The sequence below is a fragment of the Microbacterium sp. Cr-K20 genome (assembly GCF_000708325.1).
Lineage (GTDB): Bacteria > Actinomycetota > Actinomycetes > Actinomycetales > Microbacteriaceae > Microbacterium.
The window spans coordinates 87515-102618 of record NZ_JARE01000050.1 but is presented as its reverse complement, the minus strand read 5'-3'; the positions used below and the strand labels follow the sequence as shown (position 1 = coordinate 102618).

The following is a 15104-nucleotide window of genomic DNA, read 5'->3' as shown; positions in this document are numbered from 1 at the left end:
ACCCTCACACCCACCGACGGAGCAGGTATTTCTCGACCAGCACGAGGATCCCGTTGGTGAGCGTGCCCAGAAGTGCGAGCAGCACGATCGAGAGCAGGATGCGGTCCACGCGCCCGCTGCTCTGCGACTCGGTCAGCAGGAAGCCCAGGCCCATGGACGCAGCGATGAGTTCTGCGGCGACGAGGAACAGCCACGCTTGCGCGAGTGCCAGACGCAGCCCGGACACGACGGACGGCACCACCGCCGGCAGCTGCACGATGCGGAACAGCGACCAGCCGCGCAGGCTGAACGAACGCCCGGCTTCGACGAGCTGCGGATCGACGTGTCGGAGCGCCGACGAGACCGTCGTATACACCGGGAAGAACGCACCGATCGCGATCAGAGTGACCTTCGACTCCTCGCCGATCTGCATCCAGAGGATGAGGAGCGGCACCCAGGCCAGCGACGGCACGGCGCGGACTGCGGTGAGTGTCGGACTGAGAAGCACCTCTCCCAGCCGGGAGAGCCCGACGATGCCGGCCGCGGCCAACCCGATGACGGATCCGATCGCGAAACCGAGCAGCACGCGCTGCACCGAGATCGCGATGTGCGTCCAGAGCTGTCCGGTCTCGGCCAGCTCCACACCGGCCTGGAACACCGACGCCGGTGTGGGCAGGCGGTACGGCGGCACCATCCCGCTCGTCGTCACCACCTGCCAGGCCGTCAGGATGATCACGGGCAGCAGGAGACCGGCGATGATCCGCACGACCGGCCGGTCCCATGAGCGCCGCGTAGCCCCGCTCCGGGGCTGTGACGTGCCCCTCGCGAAGTCGAGCTCGTCCCGAGACTCCTCGGGAACGATCAGTCGATCGGGAATGGTCACTCGCCGTCGACCGCCTTCTTCGCGAACGTGTCGTTCACGATCGATGAGAGCGCCTTGTCGACGGAGTCCTTGCCGCCCTGCACGTCACCGGACTCGACGAGCACGGGCGCGATCTTCTCGAGCACCGCGATCTGGTCGTCACCGGGGACGCCGCTCACGTCGAGGTTCGAGCGCTCCTCGATCACGGTGGTGGCGACTTCGGGGTCGATGCCGGCGACCTCGGCGAGCAGCGCGGCGGTCTCCTCAGGGTTCTCGAGCGCCCACTCTCGCGCCTGCTCGTACGCGTCGACGACAGCCTGCGCGAGGTCGGGGTGGTTCGTGGTGAAGTCCTCGGTCGCGTTCAGGAAGCCGTAGGTGTTGAAGTCGACGTTGCGGTAGATGAGTTGGTCACCCGACTCCACCTCGGCGGCGGCCATGATCGGGTCGAGCCCGGCCCACGCGTCCACGGAGCCGCCGTCGAGTGCGGCCCGGCCGTCAGCATGCTGCAGATTCTGCACCTCCACGTCGGAGAGCGACAGGCCACCCTCCTCGAGCGCCTGCAGCAGGAAGAAGTAGGGGTCGGTGCCCTTGGTCGCCGCGATGGAGGCGCCCTTGAGATCTTCGAGGGCGGTGATGTCGCTGTCCGGGCCCACGACGATGGCAGACCACTCGGGCTGCGAGTAGATGTCGATGACCTGGATGGGCGAGCCGTTCGCACGGGCGAGCAGTGCGGCCGATCCTGCCGTCGAGCCGACATCGACGGAGCCGGAGCGCAGCAGTTCGTTGGCCTTGTTCGAGCCGGCGGACTGCACCCACTCGACCTCGACGTCGTCACCGAGGATCTCCTCGAGGATACCCTGATCCTTGACGACCAGACTCAGCGGGTTGTAGGTGGCGAAGTCGATAGACAGGGTGTCCGCCGACCACTCGGTCGTGCCCGGCGTGCCCTCGGTGTCCGATGCCTTGGCGTTCTCTCCGGCCACGCACCCGGTCGCGACGAGCATCATCGTCCCGGCGATCGCGATCGCGGGGATGATTCGGCGTGTGGTGGTGCTCATCGGGACTCCTCGGTGATGCGGTGGTGGGTGTCGACGCCGAGTCCTTCGAGAAGGTCGGCGCGCAGGTCGGCGAGGCCGCGGTCGGCGCGGTCGCGGGGACGGACGCCCGGCACGGAGATCGTGCGGGCGATGGATTGGTCGTCGTCGGCGCCCGTGCCCGAGCTGTCCAGCGTCCGCAGGAGCAGCACGCGGTCGGCGAGGTAGAGCGCCTCTTCGACGTCGTGGGTGACCAGCAGGATCGTGGTGGGCTCGGCCGCATGGATCTTCAGGAGCAGATCGTGCATGCGCAGACGCGTCAGGGCGTCGAGCGCGCCGAACGGCTCATCGAGCAGCAGCACCCCGGGGTTTCGGGCGAGCGCCCGGGCCAGGGAGGCGCGCTGGGCCATACCGCCGGAGACCTCGCGCGGGCGCTGGTCGGCCGCGGGCTCGAGCCCCACGAGGTGCAGCAGCTCGCGCACTCGCTCACGGCCGACACGGCGGGCGGTTCCTCGCGGCAGGCCGAGCTCGATGTTCTGGGCGATGGTGCGCCATGGGAGCAGTCGCGGCTCCTGGAAGGCGATGGCGGTCCGCTCGTCGACGTCGGCGACACCGATGTCGTCGAGGAGGATGCGTCCGCTCGTCGGAGCATCCAGTCCGCCGACGAGACGGAGGAGGGTGGACTTGCCGCACCCGGAGGGACCGACGACCGCGAGGATCTCCCCGGCCGCGATGTGGAGGTCGATGCCGCGGAGCACGTCGCGCCTCCCGCGCGGCAGCGCGAAGGAACGCTCGATCCCGTCGAGGCGGACGGCCTGCGCTGTTCCTGCCGACGGCGAAGCGTCAGCAGTGCGCGACGCGGGCAGCAGAGCAGTCATGACCCCATGCTGGCGGGGCGAGCCGATTGTTACGAATGCCGACGTAATGTTCCGTCACGCAAAAGCAGCAGCACCCCGGAAACGCGAAACGGGCCGCCACACCCGCCCGAAGGCGAGGTGGCGACCCGATTCAGAGTGCTGCTTAAGCGTTGCCGCCCGAGAGCTTCTCGCGCAGAGCCGCGAGAGCCTCGTCGTCGGCGAGGGTGCCGGCGCCGGCGACCTCACTGGCGAAGGACTGGCCTCCGCCGAAGTCCTCTCCGGCTGCGGCCTCGGCCTCGGCCGCCTTGACGACCTGAGCCTTGTGCGCCTCCCAGCGAGCCTGGGCTGCAGCGTACTCCTGCTCCCATGCCTCGCGCTGGGCGTCGAAGCCTTCCTTCCACGCACCGGTCTCGGCGTCGAAGCCCTCCGGGTACTTGTACTCGCCGTTCTCGTCGTACTCGGCGAGCATGCCGTAGAGAGCCGGGTCGAACTCGGTGCCGTTGGGGTCGACCGACTCGTTGGCCTGCTTCAGCGACAGCGAGATGCGGCGACGCTCGAGGTCGATGTCGATGACCTTGACGAAGACCTCTTCGCCGACCGACACGACCTGCTCGGCCAGCTCGACGTGCTTGCTGGAGAGCTCGGAGATGTGGACGAGGCCCTCGATGCCGTCTGCGACGCGGACGAACGCACCGAACGGAACGAGCTTGGTGACCTTACCCGGCGTGACCTGACCGATCGCGTGGGTGCGGGCGAAGACCTGCCACGGGTCTTCCTGCGTCGCCTTCAGCGACAGGGAGACGCGCTCGCGGTCGAGGTCGACCTCGAGGATCTCGACGGTGACCTCCTGGCCCACCTCGACGACCTCGGAGGCGTGCTCGATGTGCTTCCAGGACAGCTCGGAGACGTGCACGAGGCCGTCCACGCCGCCCAGGTCGACGAACGCGCCGAAGTTGACGATCGACGACACGACACCCTTGCGGACCTGACCCTTGTGCAGGTTGTTCAGGAACGTGGTGCGCGACTCCGACTGCGTCTGCTCGAGCAGCGCACGGCGGCTGAGGACGACATTGTTGCGGTTCTTGTCGAGCTCGAGGATCTTGGCCTCGATCTCCTGGCCGAGGTACGGCGTGAGGTCGCGGACGCGACGCAGCTCGATGAGCGACGCCGGCAGGAAGCCACGGAGGCCGATGTCGACGATGAGTCCACCCTTGACGACCTCGATGACCGTACCGGTGACGACGCCGTCGTTCTCCTTGATCTTCTCGACGTCTCCCCAGGCACGCTCGTACTGTGCGCGCTTCTTGGAGAGGATCAGACGGCCTTCCTTGTCCTCCTTCTGGAGAACGAGGGCCTCGACCAGGTCGCCGACAGCGACGACCTCGTTGGGGTCGACGTCGTGCTTGATCGAGAGCTCGCGCGAGGGGATGACGCCCTCGGTCTTGTAGCCGACATCGAGGAGGACCTCATCGCGGTCGATCTTGACGATCGTGCCTTCGATGATGTCGCCGTCGTTGAAGAACTTCAGGGTCTTCTCGACCGCGGCCAGGAAGTCCTCAGCAGATCCGATGTCGTTGATGGCGACCTGCTTGGTGGCCGGGGCGGTCGTTGCGGTAGTCATGTAGTGGGTTGTCCTTGTTGAATGGAGACTCGGGCTGAGACTCAACGGCCGCGCACGGCCGACTGCATGCTTCTCAGCGGTTGGATTTTGGTTTTCTCGCCACGAGGGCATGCGCATGCACGCCACGAGTGACGGTTAAGGCTATCAGAACTTCGGATCCCGGAGGAAGTCGGATTCCGGCCTCGCGAGCTGTGGATAACTCGAACGGGCAGGCGGCCCTCCGAGTTAGCGTGACCGGGTGATCTCCCCGACGTCTTCTTCCCGCTCGTTCGCGCGCGCCGCAGCCTTGACGAGCGCCCTCCTCCTGCTCGTCGGCTGCGCGCCCGATCCTTCACCCTCACCCACTCCGACGCCCGCCTTCGCCTCGGAAGAAGAGGCCTTCGCCGCCGCCGAGGCGACCTATCGGGAGTTCAACAATGCAAGCAACGCTCGCCGAGCTGGCGACACAGACGCCAGTCCTGCCGACTATCTGATCGGAGACGCCCTCGAGACGGACCAAGAGGCTTCCGAGTATCTGCTGGAGGCTGGTCTCAGACTGACGGGAGAGGCAGAGGTAGTCAGTTTTCGGGGAGTAGAGGCGGTGATCAATGACGGTCGGCCTTCCGTGACAGCGATCGTATGCCTTGACTCATCTGCGACACGAGTGGTTGATGCCGATGGAAAGGATGCCACGCCTCCTGGTCGCCAAACGATTGTCGCGCTCACCGCCCACATGATCATCGTGGGCGACACATTCCGCATTCAGGAGGAGCACGAAGAAGGGACAGAGCAGTGCTGAAGACAGTGGCCATGCTCGCCACGGTATTAGTAGTCATGTTCTCGGCGGCGCCCGAGCTGAGCTTTGCCCCGCTGGGCAAATCGTGCGGGAGAGAACTGCAACTCGCCGGTCTCTGCGACTCCCAAACCAACGGCGACCGTCTGGAGATCTTCGGAACCGAGACCCGCACTGTCCCAGACCTCGACAGTCCCGACTCGTCGGAGCGCCGCAGCGCCGCCGAGAAGCCGAAGCCCTGCACGACCGATCCCGTCCGCCAGGCGTCCTGCAACTTCACCGCTGAGCGGGTGACGAACGACGAAGGCCGCCCCCTCACCATCACCGACGTCGCACAGTTCGCTCCTGCCCCCGTCACCACCGCCGGAGAGCCGGGCAACGTCGGCATCGCGGGTATGCCGACGAACTTCGTGGCAGCCGCAGCCGTGCACACGCGCGCCGGCACGCTGCTCGACAGACCGATCAGCGTACGATTCACGCCTGTCCGTTTCAGGTTCGCGTTCGGTGACGGCACAGCGGCCACTTCGAACACAGGCGGTCGGTCCTGGGCTTCCCTGGGGCAGGCGCAGTTCACTCCGACCCCGACGAGTCACTCGTATCGCGACCGCGGCACATACTCGGCGCACGTGACCGTCCACTACACCGCGGAGGTCGACATCGGCGGTGGGTGGTTCCCGATCGACGGCGAGCTGTCCATCGATGGCCCGGCGCGGCAGATCCGTGTCTTCGAAGCAGAGACCGCACTGGTCGCTCGCACGTGCGCTGAGCAGCCCGGCGCGCCCGGTTGCTGACCGTGGGCCGACCGCGCTCTACGCTGAGTCCATGACCCGCGCCGACCGCCTCATGCTGCTCGACACCGCCAGCCTCTACTTCCGCGCCTTCTACGGCGTTCCCGACAAGGTGACGGCGCCGGACGGATCGCCCATCAACGCGGCCCGCGGTCTGCTCGACATCATCGCCAAGCTCGTCACCCTGTATGAGCCGACGCATGTGATCGCGTGCTGGGACGACGACTGGCGCCCGCAGTGGCGCGTCGATCTCATCCCGAGCTACAAGACCCATCGCGTCGTCGAGGTCGTGGCCAGTGGGCCGGACGTCGAGGAGATCCCCGACCCGCTCGAGGCGCAGATCCCTCTGATCCGCGAGACGCTCGCCACCATCGGCATCCCCATCATCGGCGTCGCGGAACACGAGGCCGATGATGTGATCGGCACACTCGCGACAGACGCCACGATGCCGGTCGACATCGTCACGGGCGACCGCGACCTGTTCCAGCTCGTCGACGACGCCCGCGACGTGCGCGTCATCTACACCGCGCGCGGCATGAGCAACCTCGAGATCGTGACCGATGCGACCGTCGTCGCCAAGTACGGGGTCCTCCCGTCTCAGTACGCGGACTTCGCGACCATGCGCGGTGACGCCTCCGACGGGCTCCCTGGCGTCCCCGGCGTGGGAGAGAAGACGGCGGCGACCCTCCTCCAGACGCACGGTGACCTCACCGGCATCCGCGCCGCGGCGGAAGCCGGCGAGGGGATGAGCGCGGGAGTCCGCGCGAAGGTCCTGGCGGCTTCGGACTACCTCGAGGTCGCACCCACCGTGGTCGCCGTGGCGACCTCGCTGCCGATCAGCGCCCCCGGCATCCCGCTCCGCGTCCTCGACCCCGCCGAGGTCGACGCCGCCACCGCTCTCGCAGAGAAATGGAACCTCGGCGGTTCCATGACGCGGGCGGTCGCAGCCGTGTCGAAGGCTGCTCTGCAGGCCGACTGATCGGCGTGCGGGCCCGACTCACTCGGCCCAGGCGAGCAAGCGGGAGAGGCCCCAGGTCGTCACGATCCGTGATGCGGGGATCCCCGCCCGTTCGGCGCGCTCGGCGCCGTGATCCAGCAGTGACAGCTGCCCCGGTGCGTGCGCATCCGAATCGATGGAGAACAGGCACCCCGCGTCGAGCGCGATGGCGATCAGTTCGTCCGGAGGGTCCTGCCGCTCGGGCCGCGAGTTTATCTCCACCGCCACGCCGTTCTCCGCGCACGCGGCGAAGACGGCTGCGGCGTCGAACGCCGACGGCGGACGCGTTCCCCGATCGCCCTGCACGAGCCGGCCCGTGCAATGCCCGAGTACATTCACCCGCGGATGCGAGACGGCGGCGATCATCCGCGCCGTCATCGGCCGTGCGTCCATGCGCAGCTTGGAGTGCACGGAGGCCACGACGATGTCGAGTTCCGCGAGCAGCCCATTCTCCTGGTCGAGTGTGCCGTCCTCCAGGATGTCCACCTCGATCCCCGCGAGCAAAGTGAATCCGTCGCCGGACTCGGCACGCACCAACGGCATCTGCTCACGAAGACGCTCGGCAGACAACCCGCGTGCCACCCGGAGTCGTGGAGAGTGATCCGTGATCGCCTGGTACTCGTGTCCCAGCGCCCGCGCGGCCGCGGCCATCACCGGGATGGGTGTCGTGCCGTCCGACCAGTCGGTGTGCGCGTGCAGGTCACCGCGCAGCTTGGCACGCAGCGCCGAGACGCGCTCCGGCTCGACGTCGCCGCGCAACTCGACGAGATAGTCGGGAATCCGACCCGCCTGCGCCTGACGGATGACCGCGAATGTGGACTCTCCGATGCCCTTTGCCGCACGAAGCCTCGTCGGATCGGCCTGCACGTCGTCCGGCAGATCCTGCAGAGTCGCCGCGGCCTGGCGGAACGCCTTCGCCCGATACCGCGACGCACGCTCGCGTTCGAGGAGGGAGGCGATCTCGAGCAGCGCGTCGACGGGATCCACGATCACTCCTGGGGTGCCGCCAGCTCGCGGCTGACGCCGATCCACTGATCGAGCTTGGCCAGGGCACGACCGTCGTCGACCGCCGCCGCGGCCTTGTCGTACCCCGCGCGCAACCGCTCCAGGATGGGCCGCTGCACCTGCGTGGCGTCCTGCGAGAGCTCGAAGGCGACGATTCCGGCAGCGGCGTTGAGGAGCACGATGTCGCGTACCGCGCCGGTCTCCCCCGCGAGCGTGCGCCGGAGCACCTCGGCGTTGTGCTGCGGTGAGCCGCCGATCAGGTCGGCGAGATCGGCGATCGGGATGTCGAGGTCGCGGGGGTCGAGGTCGTGCTCGTGGATGTCTCCCCGGGTGACCTCCCAGATACGACTGTGTCCGGTGGTCGTCAGCTCGTCGAGCCCGTCGTCGCCGCGGAAGACGAGTGCGGTCGCGCCGCGGGTGCGGAACACGCCCGTGATCAGCGGCACCCGCTCGATCTGCGCGACACCGACGGCATTGGCTTCGGCACGCGCCGGGTTGCACAGCGGGCCGAGCATGTTGAAGACCGTCGGCACCCCGAGCTCGGCACGCACGGTGCCTGCGTGCTTGAAGCCCGGGTGGAAAGCCCCGGCCCACGCGAACGTGATGCCGGTGCGGTCGAGGATGGATGCCACGTCGGCGGGGTTCAGAGAAAGCTCCAGGCCGAGTGCTCCGAGCACGTCCGAGGATCCGGAGGCGGAACTGGCGGCACGGTTGCCGTGCTTCACGACGGGCACCCCCGTGGCGCCGATGATGATCGCCGCGGTCGTGGACACGTTGACCGTACCGACGCGGTCCCCTCCGGTTCCGACGATGTCGAGCACGTCCGGGGAGACCGGCAGCGGCACGGCGGCCTCGAGGATCGCATCGCGGAACCCGACGATCTCGTCGATCGTCTCGCCCTTCGCACGGAGAGCGACGAGGAAACCGGCGAGCTGCGCCTCGCTCACGCCACCCTGCATGATCTGACGCATCGCCCACGTGGACTCCCAGACGCTGAGATCGCGGCGCTCCAACAGCGAGGTGAGCACGTCGGGCCAGGTCAACGAATCAGGCATGTGTGCGATCCTATCGGCGTGGAGAAAACATGCAGATGCTTCCGCACGCATGCGCACTCCGTGCCCACCCCCTGTTTCCCGCGGATTCACCGGGTATTCGCAGTGTTTTCTTAGGGTCCCCTAAGTCCAGGTCCGGCGATTCGAAGGTCGTGGGTGCAAGAATCACGCCCCAGGATCGGCCATAATGGAGGGGTGACGACCTCAGCGACGTATGCCCCGGCGGCGAGAACGATTAAGCGGCCCAACCCGGTAGCTGTCGGCACCATTGTGTGGCTCGGCAGTGAGGTGATGTTCTTCGCGGGACTCTTCGCGATCTACTTCACTCTCCGCAGCACCTCCCCGGAGCTGTGGGCAGACCGGACCGAGCTGCTGAACGTCCCGTTCGCCGCAGTGAACACTGCGATCCTCGTCCTCTCCTCGTTCACGTGCCAGATGGGCGTGTTCGCGGCAGAAGACCTGCAGCCCTACAAGATCGGCAAGGGGCAGAAGAACGGCGCCGGACGCCGTCGCCTCTTCGGCTGGGGAATGGTCGAGTGGTTCTTCCTCACCTTCGCCCTCGGCGCGATCTTCGTCTCCGGCCAGGTGTGGGAGTACGCACAGCTGGTCGCTGAAGGCATGCCGATCAACGCCGATTCGTACGCCTCCGCCTTCTACCTGACGACCGGCTTCCACGCCCTTCACGTCACGGGCGGCCTCGTCGCGTTCCTGCTCGTCATCGGACGCGCATACGCCGTCAAGAACTTCCGGCACAAGGAGGCGACCTCCTCGATCGTGGTGTCCTACTACTGGCACTTCGTCGACGTCGTCTGGATCGTGCTGTTCCTCGTTATCTACTTCCTGAAATAAGAGCGGAGCTGATCCCCGAGATGGCACGAGAGAAGAAGCGCCGTTCCAGCGGTCGTCGCAGCCCGTTGGCGGCGGCCGCGCTCATCGGAGCAGGCCTCATGATCACCGGCGCCGTGTACGCCGGTGCGACGGCTGCGTTCGCCGCATCCGACACGCCGACCGCGTCGACGCAGCTGACCGTCGAAGACGGCGAGAAGCTGTTCCAGGCGAACTGCGCCACCTGCCACGGTCTCGACCTGCAGGGAACCGCCAACGGCCCCAGCCTGTACGGCGTGGGCGAGCTGGCCACCGAGTTCCAGCTGTCGACCGGTCGCATGCCCCTGCAGATGCAGGGACCGCAGGCGCCGCAGAAGGCACCGCAGTTCACCGAGGACCAGATCCTCGCGATCTCCTCGTTCGTGCAGTCCGAGGCTCCCGGCCCGACGTTCCCCGCCGACCACATCCTGGACGGAGAAGGTGACGTCGCGAACGGCGCCGAGCTGTTCCGCGTCAACTGCGCGATGTGCCACAACGTGGCCGCAGCGGGTGGAGCGCTCACCGAGGGCAAGTACGCACCCGGTCTCCAGGAGACCAGCGCGCTGCACATGTACGCGGCGATGGTCACCGGCCCGCAGAACATGCCGGTCTTCGGCGACATGAACCTGTCCGACGAGGACAAGCGCGACATCATCTCGGCGCTGCTCTTCCAGCAGCAGTCCGTGCAGATCGGCGGATTCTCGCTCGGTTCGCTCGGACCGGTCTCCGAGGGCCTGTTCGTCTGGATCTTCGGAATCGGCGCGCTCGTCGCCATCACCGTGTGGATCACGGCGAAGTCCAACTGACGCTTATTCATCGAAGAGGAACGTACGAGGAGCACCATGGCACACGACGACGACTCGCAGGCTCTTGACAGGGCCTACCAGCCCTCTCCGGGGCTGGGTGTCGCAGTCAGCGATCCCGTGCAGAACCCCGGGCTTCCGCCGCACCGCGAGCGGATGACCGACAAGGACCCGCGCGCTGAGAAGGCCGCTGTCCGCACTGTCTACACGCTGTTCTACCTCTCGCTGGCCGGGAGCATCTGGGCGGTCGCCGCCTACATGCTGTTCCCGATCGAGAGCGGCGCGCTCATCGACATCCGGCAGAACAACCTCTTCATCGGTCTCGGCATCGCCCTCGCGCTGCTGGCCCTCGGCATCGGTGCGATCCACTGGTCCAAGGCGCTCATGTCCGACAAGGAGTTCATCGAGCACCGCCACCCCACCCGTGGCAAGGACGCGACCCGCGAGGCGGCCATCCAGGCCTTCTCCGACGCGAACGAGGAGTCCGGTTTCGGACGCCGCACGGTGATCCGCAACTCGCTGTTCGCCGCACTCGTCGCCTCGATCATCCCGGGCGTCACGCTCTTCCGTGGTCTCGCTCCGCACTCGACGCCGGATGACCCCACCGCGGGCGACCCGGTCGTTCTCCTCAAGCACACGATGTGGGAGAAGGGTGCGCGCCTCGTCCGCGACCCCGACGGCACCCCGATCCGCGCCGCGGACGTGACCCTCGGGTCGGCGTTCCACGTGATCCCCGAAGAGCTCGCGACGCTCAGCCACCACGACGGCTACCTCGAGGAGAAGGCCAAGGCCATCGTGCTGATGATGCGTCTGCGCCCCGAGCAGCTGATCGAGGCTGAGGACCGCAAGGACTGGTCCTACGACGGCATCGTCGCCTATTCCAAGGTCTGCACGCACGTCGGATGCCCTGTGGCTCTGTACGAGCAGCAGACACACCACCTGCTGTGCCCGTGCCACCAGTCGCAGTTCGACGTCACGGACCACGCCAAGGTCATCTTCGGCCCGGCGGCTCGTCCGCTGCCGCAGCTGCCCATCACCGTCGATGACGAGGGCTACCTGGTCGCACGCAGCGACTTCAAGGAACCCGTCGGCCCGAGCTTCTGGGAGCGCCATTGAGCACCGCAACGCTGTCCAAAGAGGACAAGGACACCAAGGCGCCCCTCGGCGGTCGCTTCGTCGGTGCCGCGTCGAACTACATCGACGAGCGCACCAGCCTCTCCGGCTTCGTCAAGGAGCTCGGACGCAAGATCTTCCCCGACCACTGGTCGTTCATGCTCGGCGAGATCGCGCTGTGGAGCTTCGTCGTCGTGTTCCTCTCCGGAACCTTCCTGACGTTCTTCTTCCAGGCATCCATGGTCGAGACCCACTACACCGGCGCCTACGCGCCGATGCGTGGTATCGAGATGTCGGCGGCGCTCGAGTCGTCGCTGCACATCTCGTTCGACCTGCGCGGCGGGCTCCTGGTCCGCCAGATCCACCACTGGGCGGCGCTCGTGTTCATCGCCGGCATCGGCGTGCACATGCTCCGCGTGTTCTTCACCGGCGCGTTCCGCAAGCCGCGTGAGCTCAACTGGGTCATCGGCTTCGTCCTGTTCATCCTCGCGATGGCAGAGGGCTTCACCGGCTACTCGCTTCCCGACGACCTGCTCTCGGGTAACGGCCTCCGCATAATCGACGGCATGATCAAGGGTCTCCCCCTGATCGGCACCTGGACCTCGTTCCTCCTCTTCGGCGGCGAGTTCCCCGGGACCGACATCGTCGGACGTCTGTACACGCTGCACATCCTGTTGCTGCCGATGCTCGTGATCGCGCTCATCGTCGTGCACCTGATGCTGATGATCATCAACAAGCACACGCAGTTCGCCGGCCCCGGCCGCACGAACGACAACGTCGTGGGCTACCCGATGATGCCGGTCTACATGTCGAAGATGGGCGGCTACCTGTTCATCGTGTTCGGCGTGATCGTCATGATCGCGACGTTCTTCCAGATCAACCCGATCTGGAACTACGGCCCGTACGACCCCTCCCCTGTCTCGGCCGGCACGCAGCCGGACTGGTACATCGGCTTCGCCGACGGCGCTCTGCGTCTGGCGCCGTCGAACTGGGACATCGTGTTCCTCGACCGCACGTGGTCCTTCGGAATCATCGCGCCCGTGCTCGTGCTCGGCCTGTTCATCGTGGTCGTCGCGATCTACCCGTTCATCGAGGCGTGGGTCACCGGCGACAAGCGCGAGCACCACATCGCACAGCGTCCCCGCAACGCGGCGACGCGCACCGCGATCGGCGTCGCCGGCGTCATCTTCTACGCCGTCCTCTGGGCTGCAGCATCGTCCGACCTCATCGCGACGCACTTCATGCTCACGATGGAAGGCGTCATCCACACGCTGCAGGCGCTGCTCTTCCTGGGCCCGATCCTCGGGTACTTCGTCACCAAGCGCATCTGCATCGCGCTGCAGAAGAAGGACCGCGAGATCGTGCTGCACGGCTTCGAATCGGGCCGCATCGTGCGCCTCCCCGGTGGCGAGTTCATCGAGGTCCACCAGCCGGTCGACCAGTACGACCGCTGGAAGCTCATCGATGTCGACTCCTACGAGCCTCTCGTGGTTCGCCCGAACGCCAAGGGCCGCATCCCGTGGACGGAGAACCTCCGTTCCTCGATCTCCCGGTGGTTCTTCGAAGATCGTCTGGCCCCGCTCACGCAGGCCGAGGTCGAAGCAGCCGATGCGCACCAGCACCACGTCACGGCTCAGAACGATGAGACCGAGGCCGCAGAGATCCAGGGCGCTCACGAGCGCGCCGGCTTCCCTGATGCCCCGCTCACGGTCGATGAGACGCACGTCGACGAGACGCCGAACACCCCCAGCACGGTCATCGCGACCGAGCCGGTGAAGAAGCCTCGCAAGAAGGAGGATGGCGAGTAGTCGCCACTCCCCCACGATGAAGGCCTCGTCCACACGGACGGGGCCTTCATCGTTAATCCGTGAATGAGAGGATCGAACCATGTCATCTGCCGTCCAGCTGATCCGCGCCACTGCCCTCGCCGACGCCCCCTACGCCTATGCCGCCACTGCACCGGCGGGTTCGCGTTTCATCTTCCTCGCGGGAGCCTGCCCTCTGAACGACGACGGGACGACCGCCGCACCGGGCGACTACGCGGCTCAGGCGGCCCGATGCGTGCAGACGCTCGAGGCAGCACTCGACGTCGCTGGCGCGGACCTCACCGATGTCATCAGCACACGAGTGCTGGTGGCTTCCTCCGCGCAGGCCGACCTCGTCACGGCGTGGGACGTGGTCCACGCTGCCTTCGGCGACCACGACGTCCCCAGCACCCTCCTGGGTGTCACGGTGCTCGGTTACGATGACCAGCTCGTCGAGATCGAGGCCATCGCCGCCGTCGCAGGAGAGTGACCATGGAGATCCGAGTACGTCCTGCGCATCCGGCGGATGACGCGGAGACCGAACAGATCGAAGCCGCGGCGGATGCTCTGCTCGTCGATCGTTTCGACGCGGTCGACTGGCCGCCCCCGACCACTGCTCGGGAGCGCGCTTCGATGCCGGGCTTCGTGCTCGTCGCTGAGCCCCACGAGGCCTCAGCCCCCTCTTCGGGCCCCGTCGGCTTCGTGCACGTCCTGGAGATCGACGGGCACGCTCATCTGGAGCAGCTCTCTGTGCTGCCCACGTACGGCCGGCGCGGGATCGGGCGTCGGCTCGTCCAGGCGGCGCTCTCTGAGACCCGAGACCGCGGACATCGTACGATCACCCTCCGCACCTACCGTGACGTCCCCTGGAACGCGCCGTTCTACGCCTCCTGCGGTTTCACGGAGACCGAGCCGGACTCCGCTCTGCTCCGCTCCCTCATCGACACGGAGACCGCCCTCGGGCTCTTCAGGTACGGCCCTCGCGTGCAGATGACTGCCACCCTCTGATGCGTCGATGTTGACGGTTTTCGCTCTCTGGACGACAGGAATCCGCTCAGACCAGAGGATGGGCTCGTCCTAGGCTGAGAGCATGATCGATCGCGCGGACTTCTACACGGCCAAACTCGCCTACGAGACCGACGCCAGCGATGTGCACGCCGCGCAGAAGGCCGGCGAGAACATCGTCATCGTCGATGTGCGCTCGGACGAGGCCTGGGCGCAAGGTCGGGTCGCCGGCGCCGTACACATGCACTACAGCGAGATCGAGAACCGCGCCCCCGTGGAGATCCCCGCAGACGCTGACGTGGTCGTGTACTGCTGGAGTCCCGGCTGCAATGCCGGAGCGAAGGGTGCCCTCGAGTTCGCCCGCCTCGGCTACCGGGTCCGTGAGATGATCGGCGGCTTCGAGTATTGGGTGCGCGAGGGCTACCCCGTGGAGGACGCCGATGGCGTGCACCGCCGCCCCGTCGATCCGCTGACCGGCATCGCACGCATCCGCACACGAGCCTGACCGCAGCGCCCTCCGTATACGAAGAAGGCCCCCGGACGAATC

16 protein-coding genes are annotated in these 15104 nt (G+C 66.9%); 10 read left to right on the top strand and 6 right to left on the bottom strand.

Annotated features, from left to right (window positions below; all coding sequences use genetic code 11):
- Nucleotides 1–4: 4 nt before the first annotated feature.
- From GZ67_RS0111295 to rpsA, 4 genes are all read right to left on the bottom strand, one after another.
- Complete coding sequence (locus tag GZ67_RS0111295) at nt 5–862, bottom strand: ABC transporter permease (RefSeq protein WP_029261602.1); 858 nt, start codon at nt 860–862, stop codon at nt 5–7.
- On the bottom strand, nt 859–1899 hold the full coding sequence (locus tag GZ67_RS0111290) for an aliphatic sulfonate ABC transporter substrate-binding protein (RefSeq protein WP_029261601.1): 1041 nt from the start codon (nt 1897–1899) through the stop codon (nt 859–861). Before GZ67_RS0111290 ends, GZ67_RS0111295 begins: the two co-directional genes overlap by 4 nt.
- Complete coding sequence (locus GZ67_RS0111285) at nt 1896–2753, bottom strand: ABC transporter ATP-binding protein (protein WP_029261600.1); 858 nt, start codon at nt 2751–2753, stop codon at nt 1896–1898. Before GZ67_RS0111285 ends, GZ67_RS0111290 begins: the two co-directional genes overlap by 4 nt.
- Nucleotides 2754–2895: 142 nt before the next feature.
- Entirely contained in the window at nt 2896–4353 is a 1458-nt protein-coding gene (rpsA, locus tag GZ67_RS0111280; protein WP_029261599.1) for a 30S ribosomal protein S1, read from the bottom strand.
- A 238-nt stretch (nt 4354–4591) separates the two neighbouring features.
- Between rpsA and GZ67_RS0111275 the strand changes: the two genes are divergently transcribed.
- Genes GZ67_RS0111275 through GZ67_RS0111265 form a run of 3 tightly spaced genes read left to right on the top strand, consistent with a single transcriptional unit; the run spans nt 4592 to nt 6892 of the window.
- Complete coding sequence (locus GZ67_RS0111275) at nt 4592–5131, top strand: hypothetical protein (protein ID WP_051662496.1); 540 nt, start codon at nt 4592–4594, stop codon at nt 5129–5131.
- Complete coding sequence (locus GZ67_RS0111270; RefSeq protein ID WP_136025762.1) at nt 5125–5916, top strand: PKD domain-containing protein; 792 nt, start codon at nt 5125–5127, stop codon at nt 5914–5916. Before GZ67_RS0111275 ends, GZ67_RS0111270 begins: the two co-directional genes overlap by 7 nt.
- A 31-nt stretch (nt 5917–5947) precedes the next feature.
- Nucleotides 5948–6892 carry a 5'-3' exonuclease gene (locus GZ67_RS0111265; RefSeq protein ID WP_036303280.1) on the top strand — a complete coding sequence of 315 codons (945 nt, stop codon included), beginning with the start codon at nt 5948–5950 and terminating at the stop codon, nt 6890–6892.
- 18 nt (nt 6893–6910) lie between these two features.
- Here the strand turns inward: GZ67_RS0111265 and GZ67_RS0111260 are convergent, their stop codons facing one another.
- On the bottom strand, nt 6911–7897 hold the full coding sequence (locus GZ67_RS0111260) for a PHP domain-containing protein (RefSeq protein ID WP_029261595.1): 987 nt from the start codon (nt 7895–7897) through the stop codon (nt 6911–6913).
- A gap of 2 nt (nt 7898–7899) precedes the next feature.
- The gene (gene trpD, locus GZ67_RS0111255) at nt 7900–8970 is read right to left on the bottom strand and encodes an anthranilate phosphoribosyltransferase (protein ID WP_029261594.1); all 1071 of its coding nucleotides are present in this window, start codon (nt 8968–8970) and stop codon (nt 7900–7902) included.
- 192 nt (nt 8971–9162) lie between these two features.
- Here trpD and ctaE point away from each other — a divergent pair, with 192 nt between their 5' ends.
- The 7 genes from ctaE to GZ67_RS0111220 all read left to right on the top strand — a co-directional run bounded on the left by ctaE (nt 9163) and on the right by GZ67_RS0111220 (nt 15062).
- The gene (gene ctaE, locus GZ67_RS0111250) at nt 9163–9816 is read left to right on the top strand and encodes an aa3-type cytochrome oxidase subunit III (protein ID WP_029261593.1); all 654 of its coding nucleotides are present in this window, start codon (nt 9163–9165) and stop codon (nt 9814–9816) included.
- A gap of 20 nt (nt 9817–9836) precedes the next feature.
- Nucleotides 9837–10637: a cytochrome bc1 complex diheme cytochrome c subunit gene (gene qcrC, locus GZ67_RS0111245; protein WP_029261592.1), complete on the top strand. Its 801-nt coding sequence runs from the start codon at nt 9837–9839 to the stop codon at nt 10635–10637.
- A gap of 36 nt (nt 10638–10673) precedes the next feature.
- Complete coding sequence (qcrA, locus tag GZ67_RS0111240; RefSeq protein WP_029261591.1) at nt 10674–11750, top strand: cytochrome bc1 complex Rieske iron-sulfur subunit; 1077 nt, start codon at nt 10674–10676, stop codon at nt 11748–11750.
- Entirely contained in the window at nt 11747–13555 is a 1809-nt protein-coding gene (qcrB, locus tag GZ67_RS0111235; RefSeq protein ID WP_029261590.1) for a cytochrome bc1 complex cytochrome b subunit, read from the top strand. Before qcrA ends, qcrB begins: the two co-directional genes overlap by 4 nt.
- Nucleotides 13556–13634: 79 nt before the next feature.
- Nucleotides 13635–14042, top strand: a complete 408-nt coding sequence (locus GZ67_RS0111230; RefSeq protein WP_029261589.1) for a RidA family protein — start codon at nt 13635–13637, stop codon at nt 14040–14042.
- Nucleotides 14043–14044: 2 nt separating this feature from the next.
- Nucleotides 14045–14560: a GNAT family N-acetyltransferase gene (locus tag GZ67_RS0111225; protein WP_029261588.1), complete on the top strand. Its 516-nt coding sequence runs from the start codon at nt 14045–14047 to the stop codon at nt 14558–14560.
- 82 nt (nt 14561–14642) lie between these two features.
- A complete protein-coding gene (locus GZ67_RS0111220; RefSeq protein ID WP_029261587.1) occupies nt 14643–15062 on the top strand; it encodes a rhodanese-like domain-containing protein in 420 nt (139 codons plus the stop codon).
- Nucleotides 15063–15104: the final 42 nt, after the last annotated feature.

Coding starts and splice junctions, on each gene's coding strand:
- GZ67_RS0111290 (WP_029261601.1), bottom strand. CDS start 1,899: ATGAGCACCACCACACGCCGAATCATCCCCGCGATCGCGATCGCCGGG.
- GZ67_RS0111285 (WP_029261600.1), bottom strand. CDS start 2,753: ATGACTGCTCTGCTGCCCGCGTCGCGCACTGCTGACGCTTCGCCGTCG.
- rpsA (WP_029261599.1), bottom strand. CDS start 4,353: ATGACTACCGCAACGACCGCCCCGGCCACCAAGCAGGTCGCCATCAAC.
- GZ67_RS0111265 (WP_036303280.1), top strand. CDS start 5,948: ATGACCCGCGCCGACCGCCTCATGCTGCTCGACACCGCCAGCCTCTAC.
- trpD (WP_029261594.1), bottom strand. CDS start 8,970: ATGCCTGATTCGTTGACCTGGCCCGACGTGCTCACCTCGCTGTTGGAG.
- qcrC (WP_029261592.1), top strand. CDS start 9,837: ATGGCACGAGAGAAGAAGCGCCGTTCCAGCGGTCGTCGCAGCCCGTTG.
- qcrA (WP_029261591.1), top strand. CDS start 10,674: ATGGCACACGACGACGACTCGCAGGCTCTTGACAGGGCCTACCAGCCC.
- GZ67_RS0111230 (WP_029261589.1), top strand. CDS start 13,635: ATGTCATCTGCCGTCCAGCTGATCCGCGCCACTGCCCTCGCCGACGCC.
- GZ67_RS0111225 (WP_029261588.1), top strand. CDS start 14,045: ATGGAGATCCGAGTACGTCCTGCGCATCCGGCGGATGACGCGGAGACC.
- GZ67_RS0111220 (WP_029261587.1), top strand. CDS start 14,643: ATGATCGATCGCGCGGACTTCTACACGGCCAAACTCGCCTACGAGACC.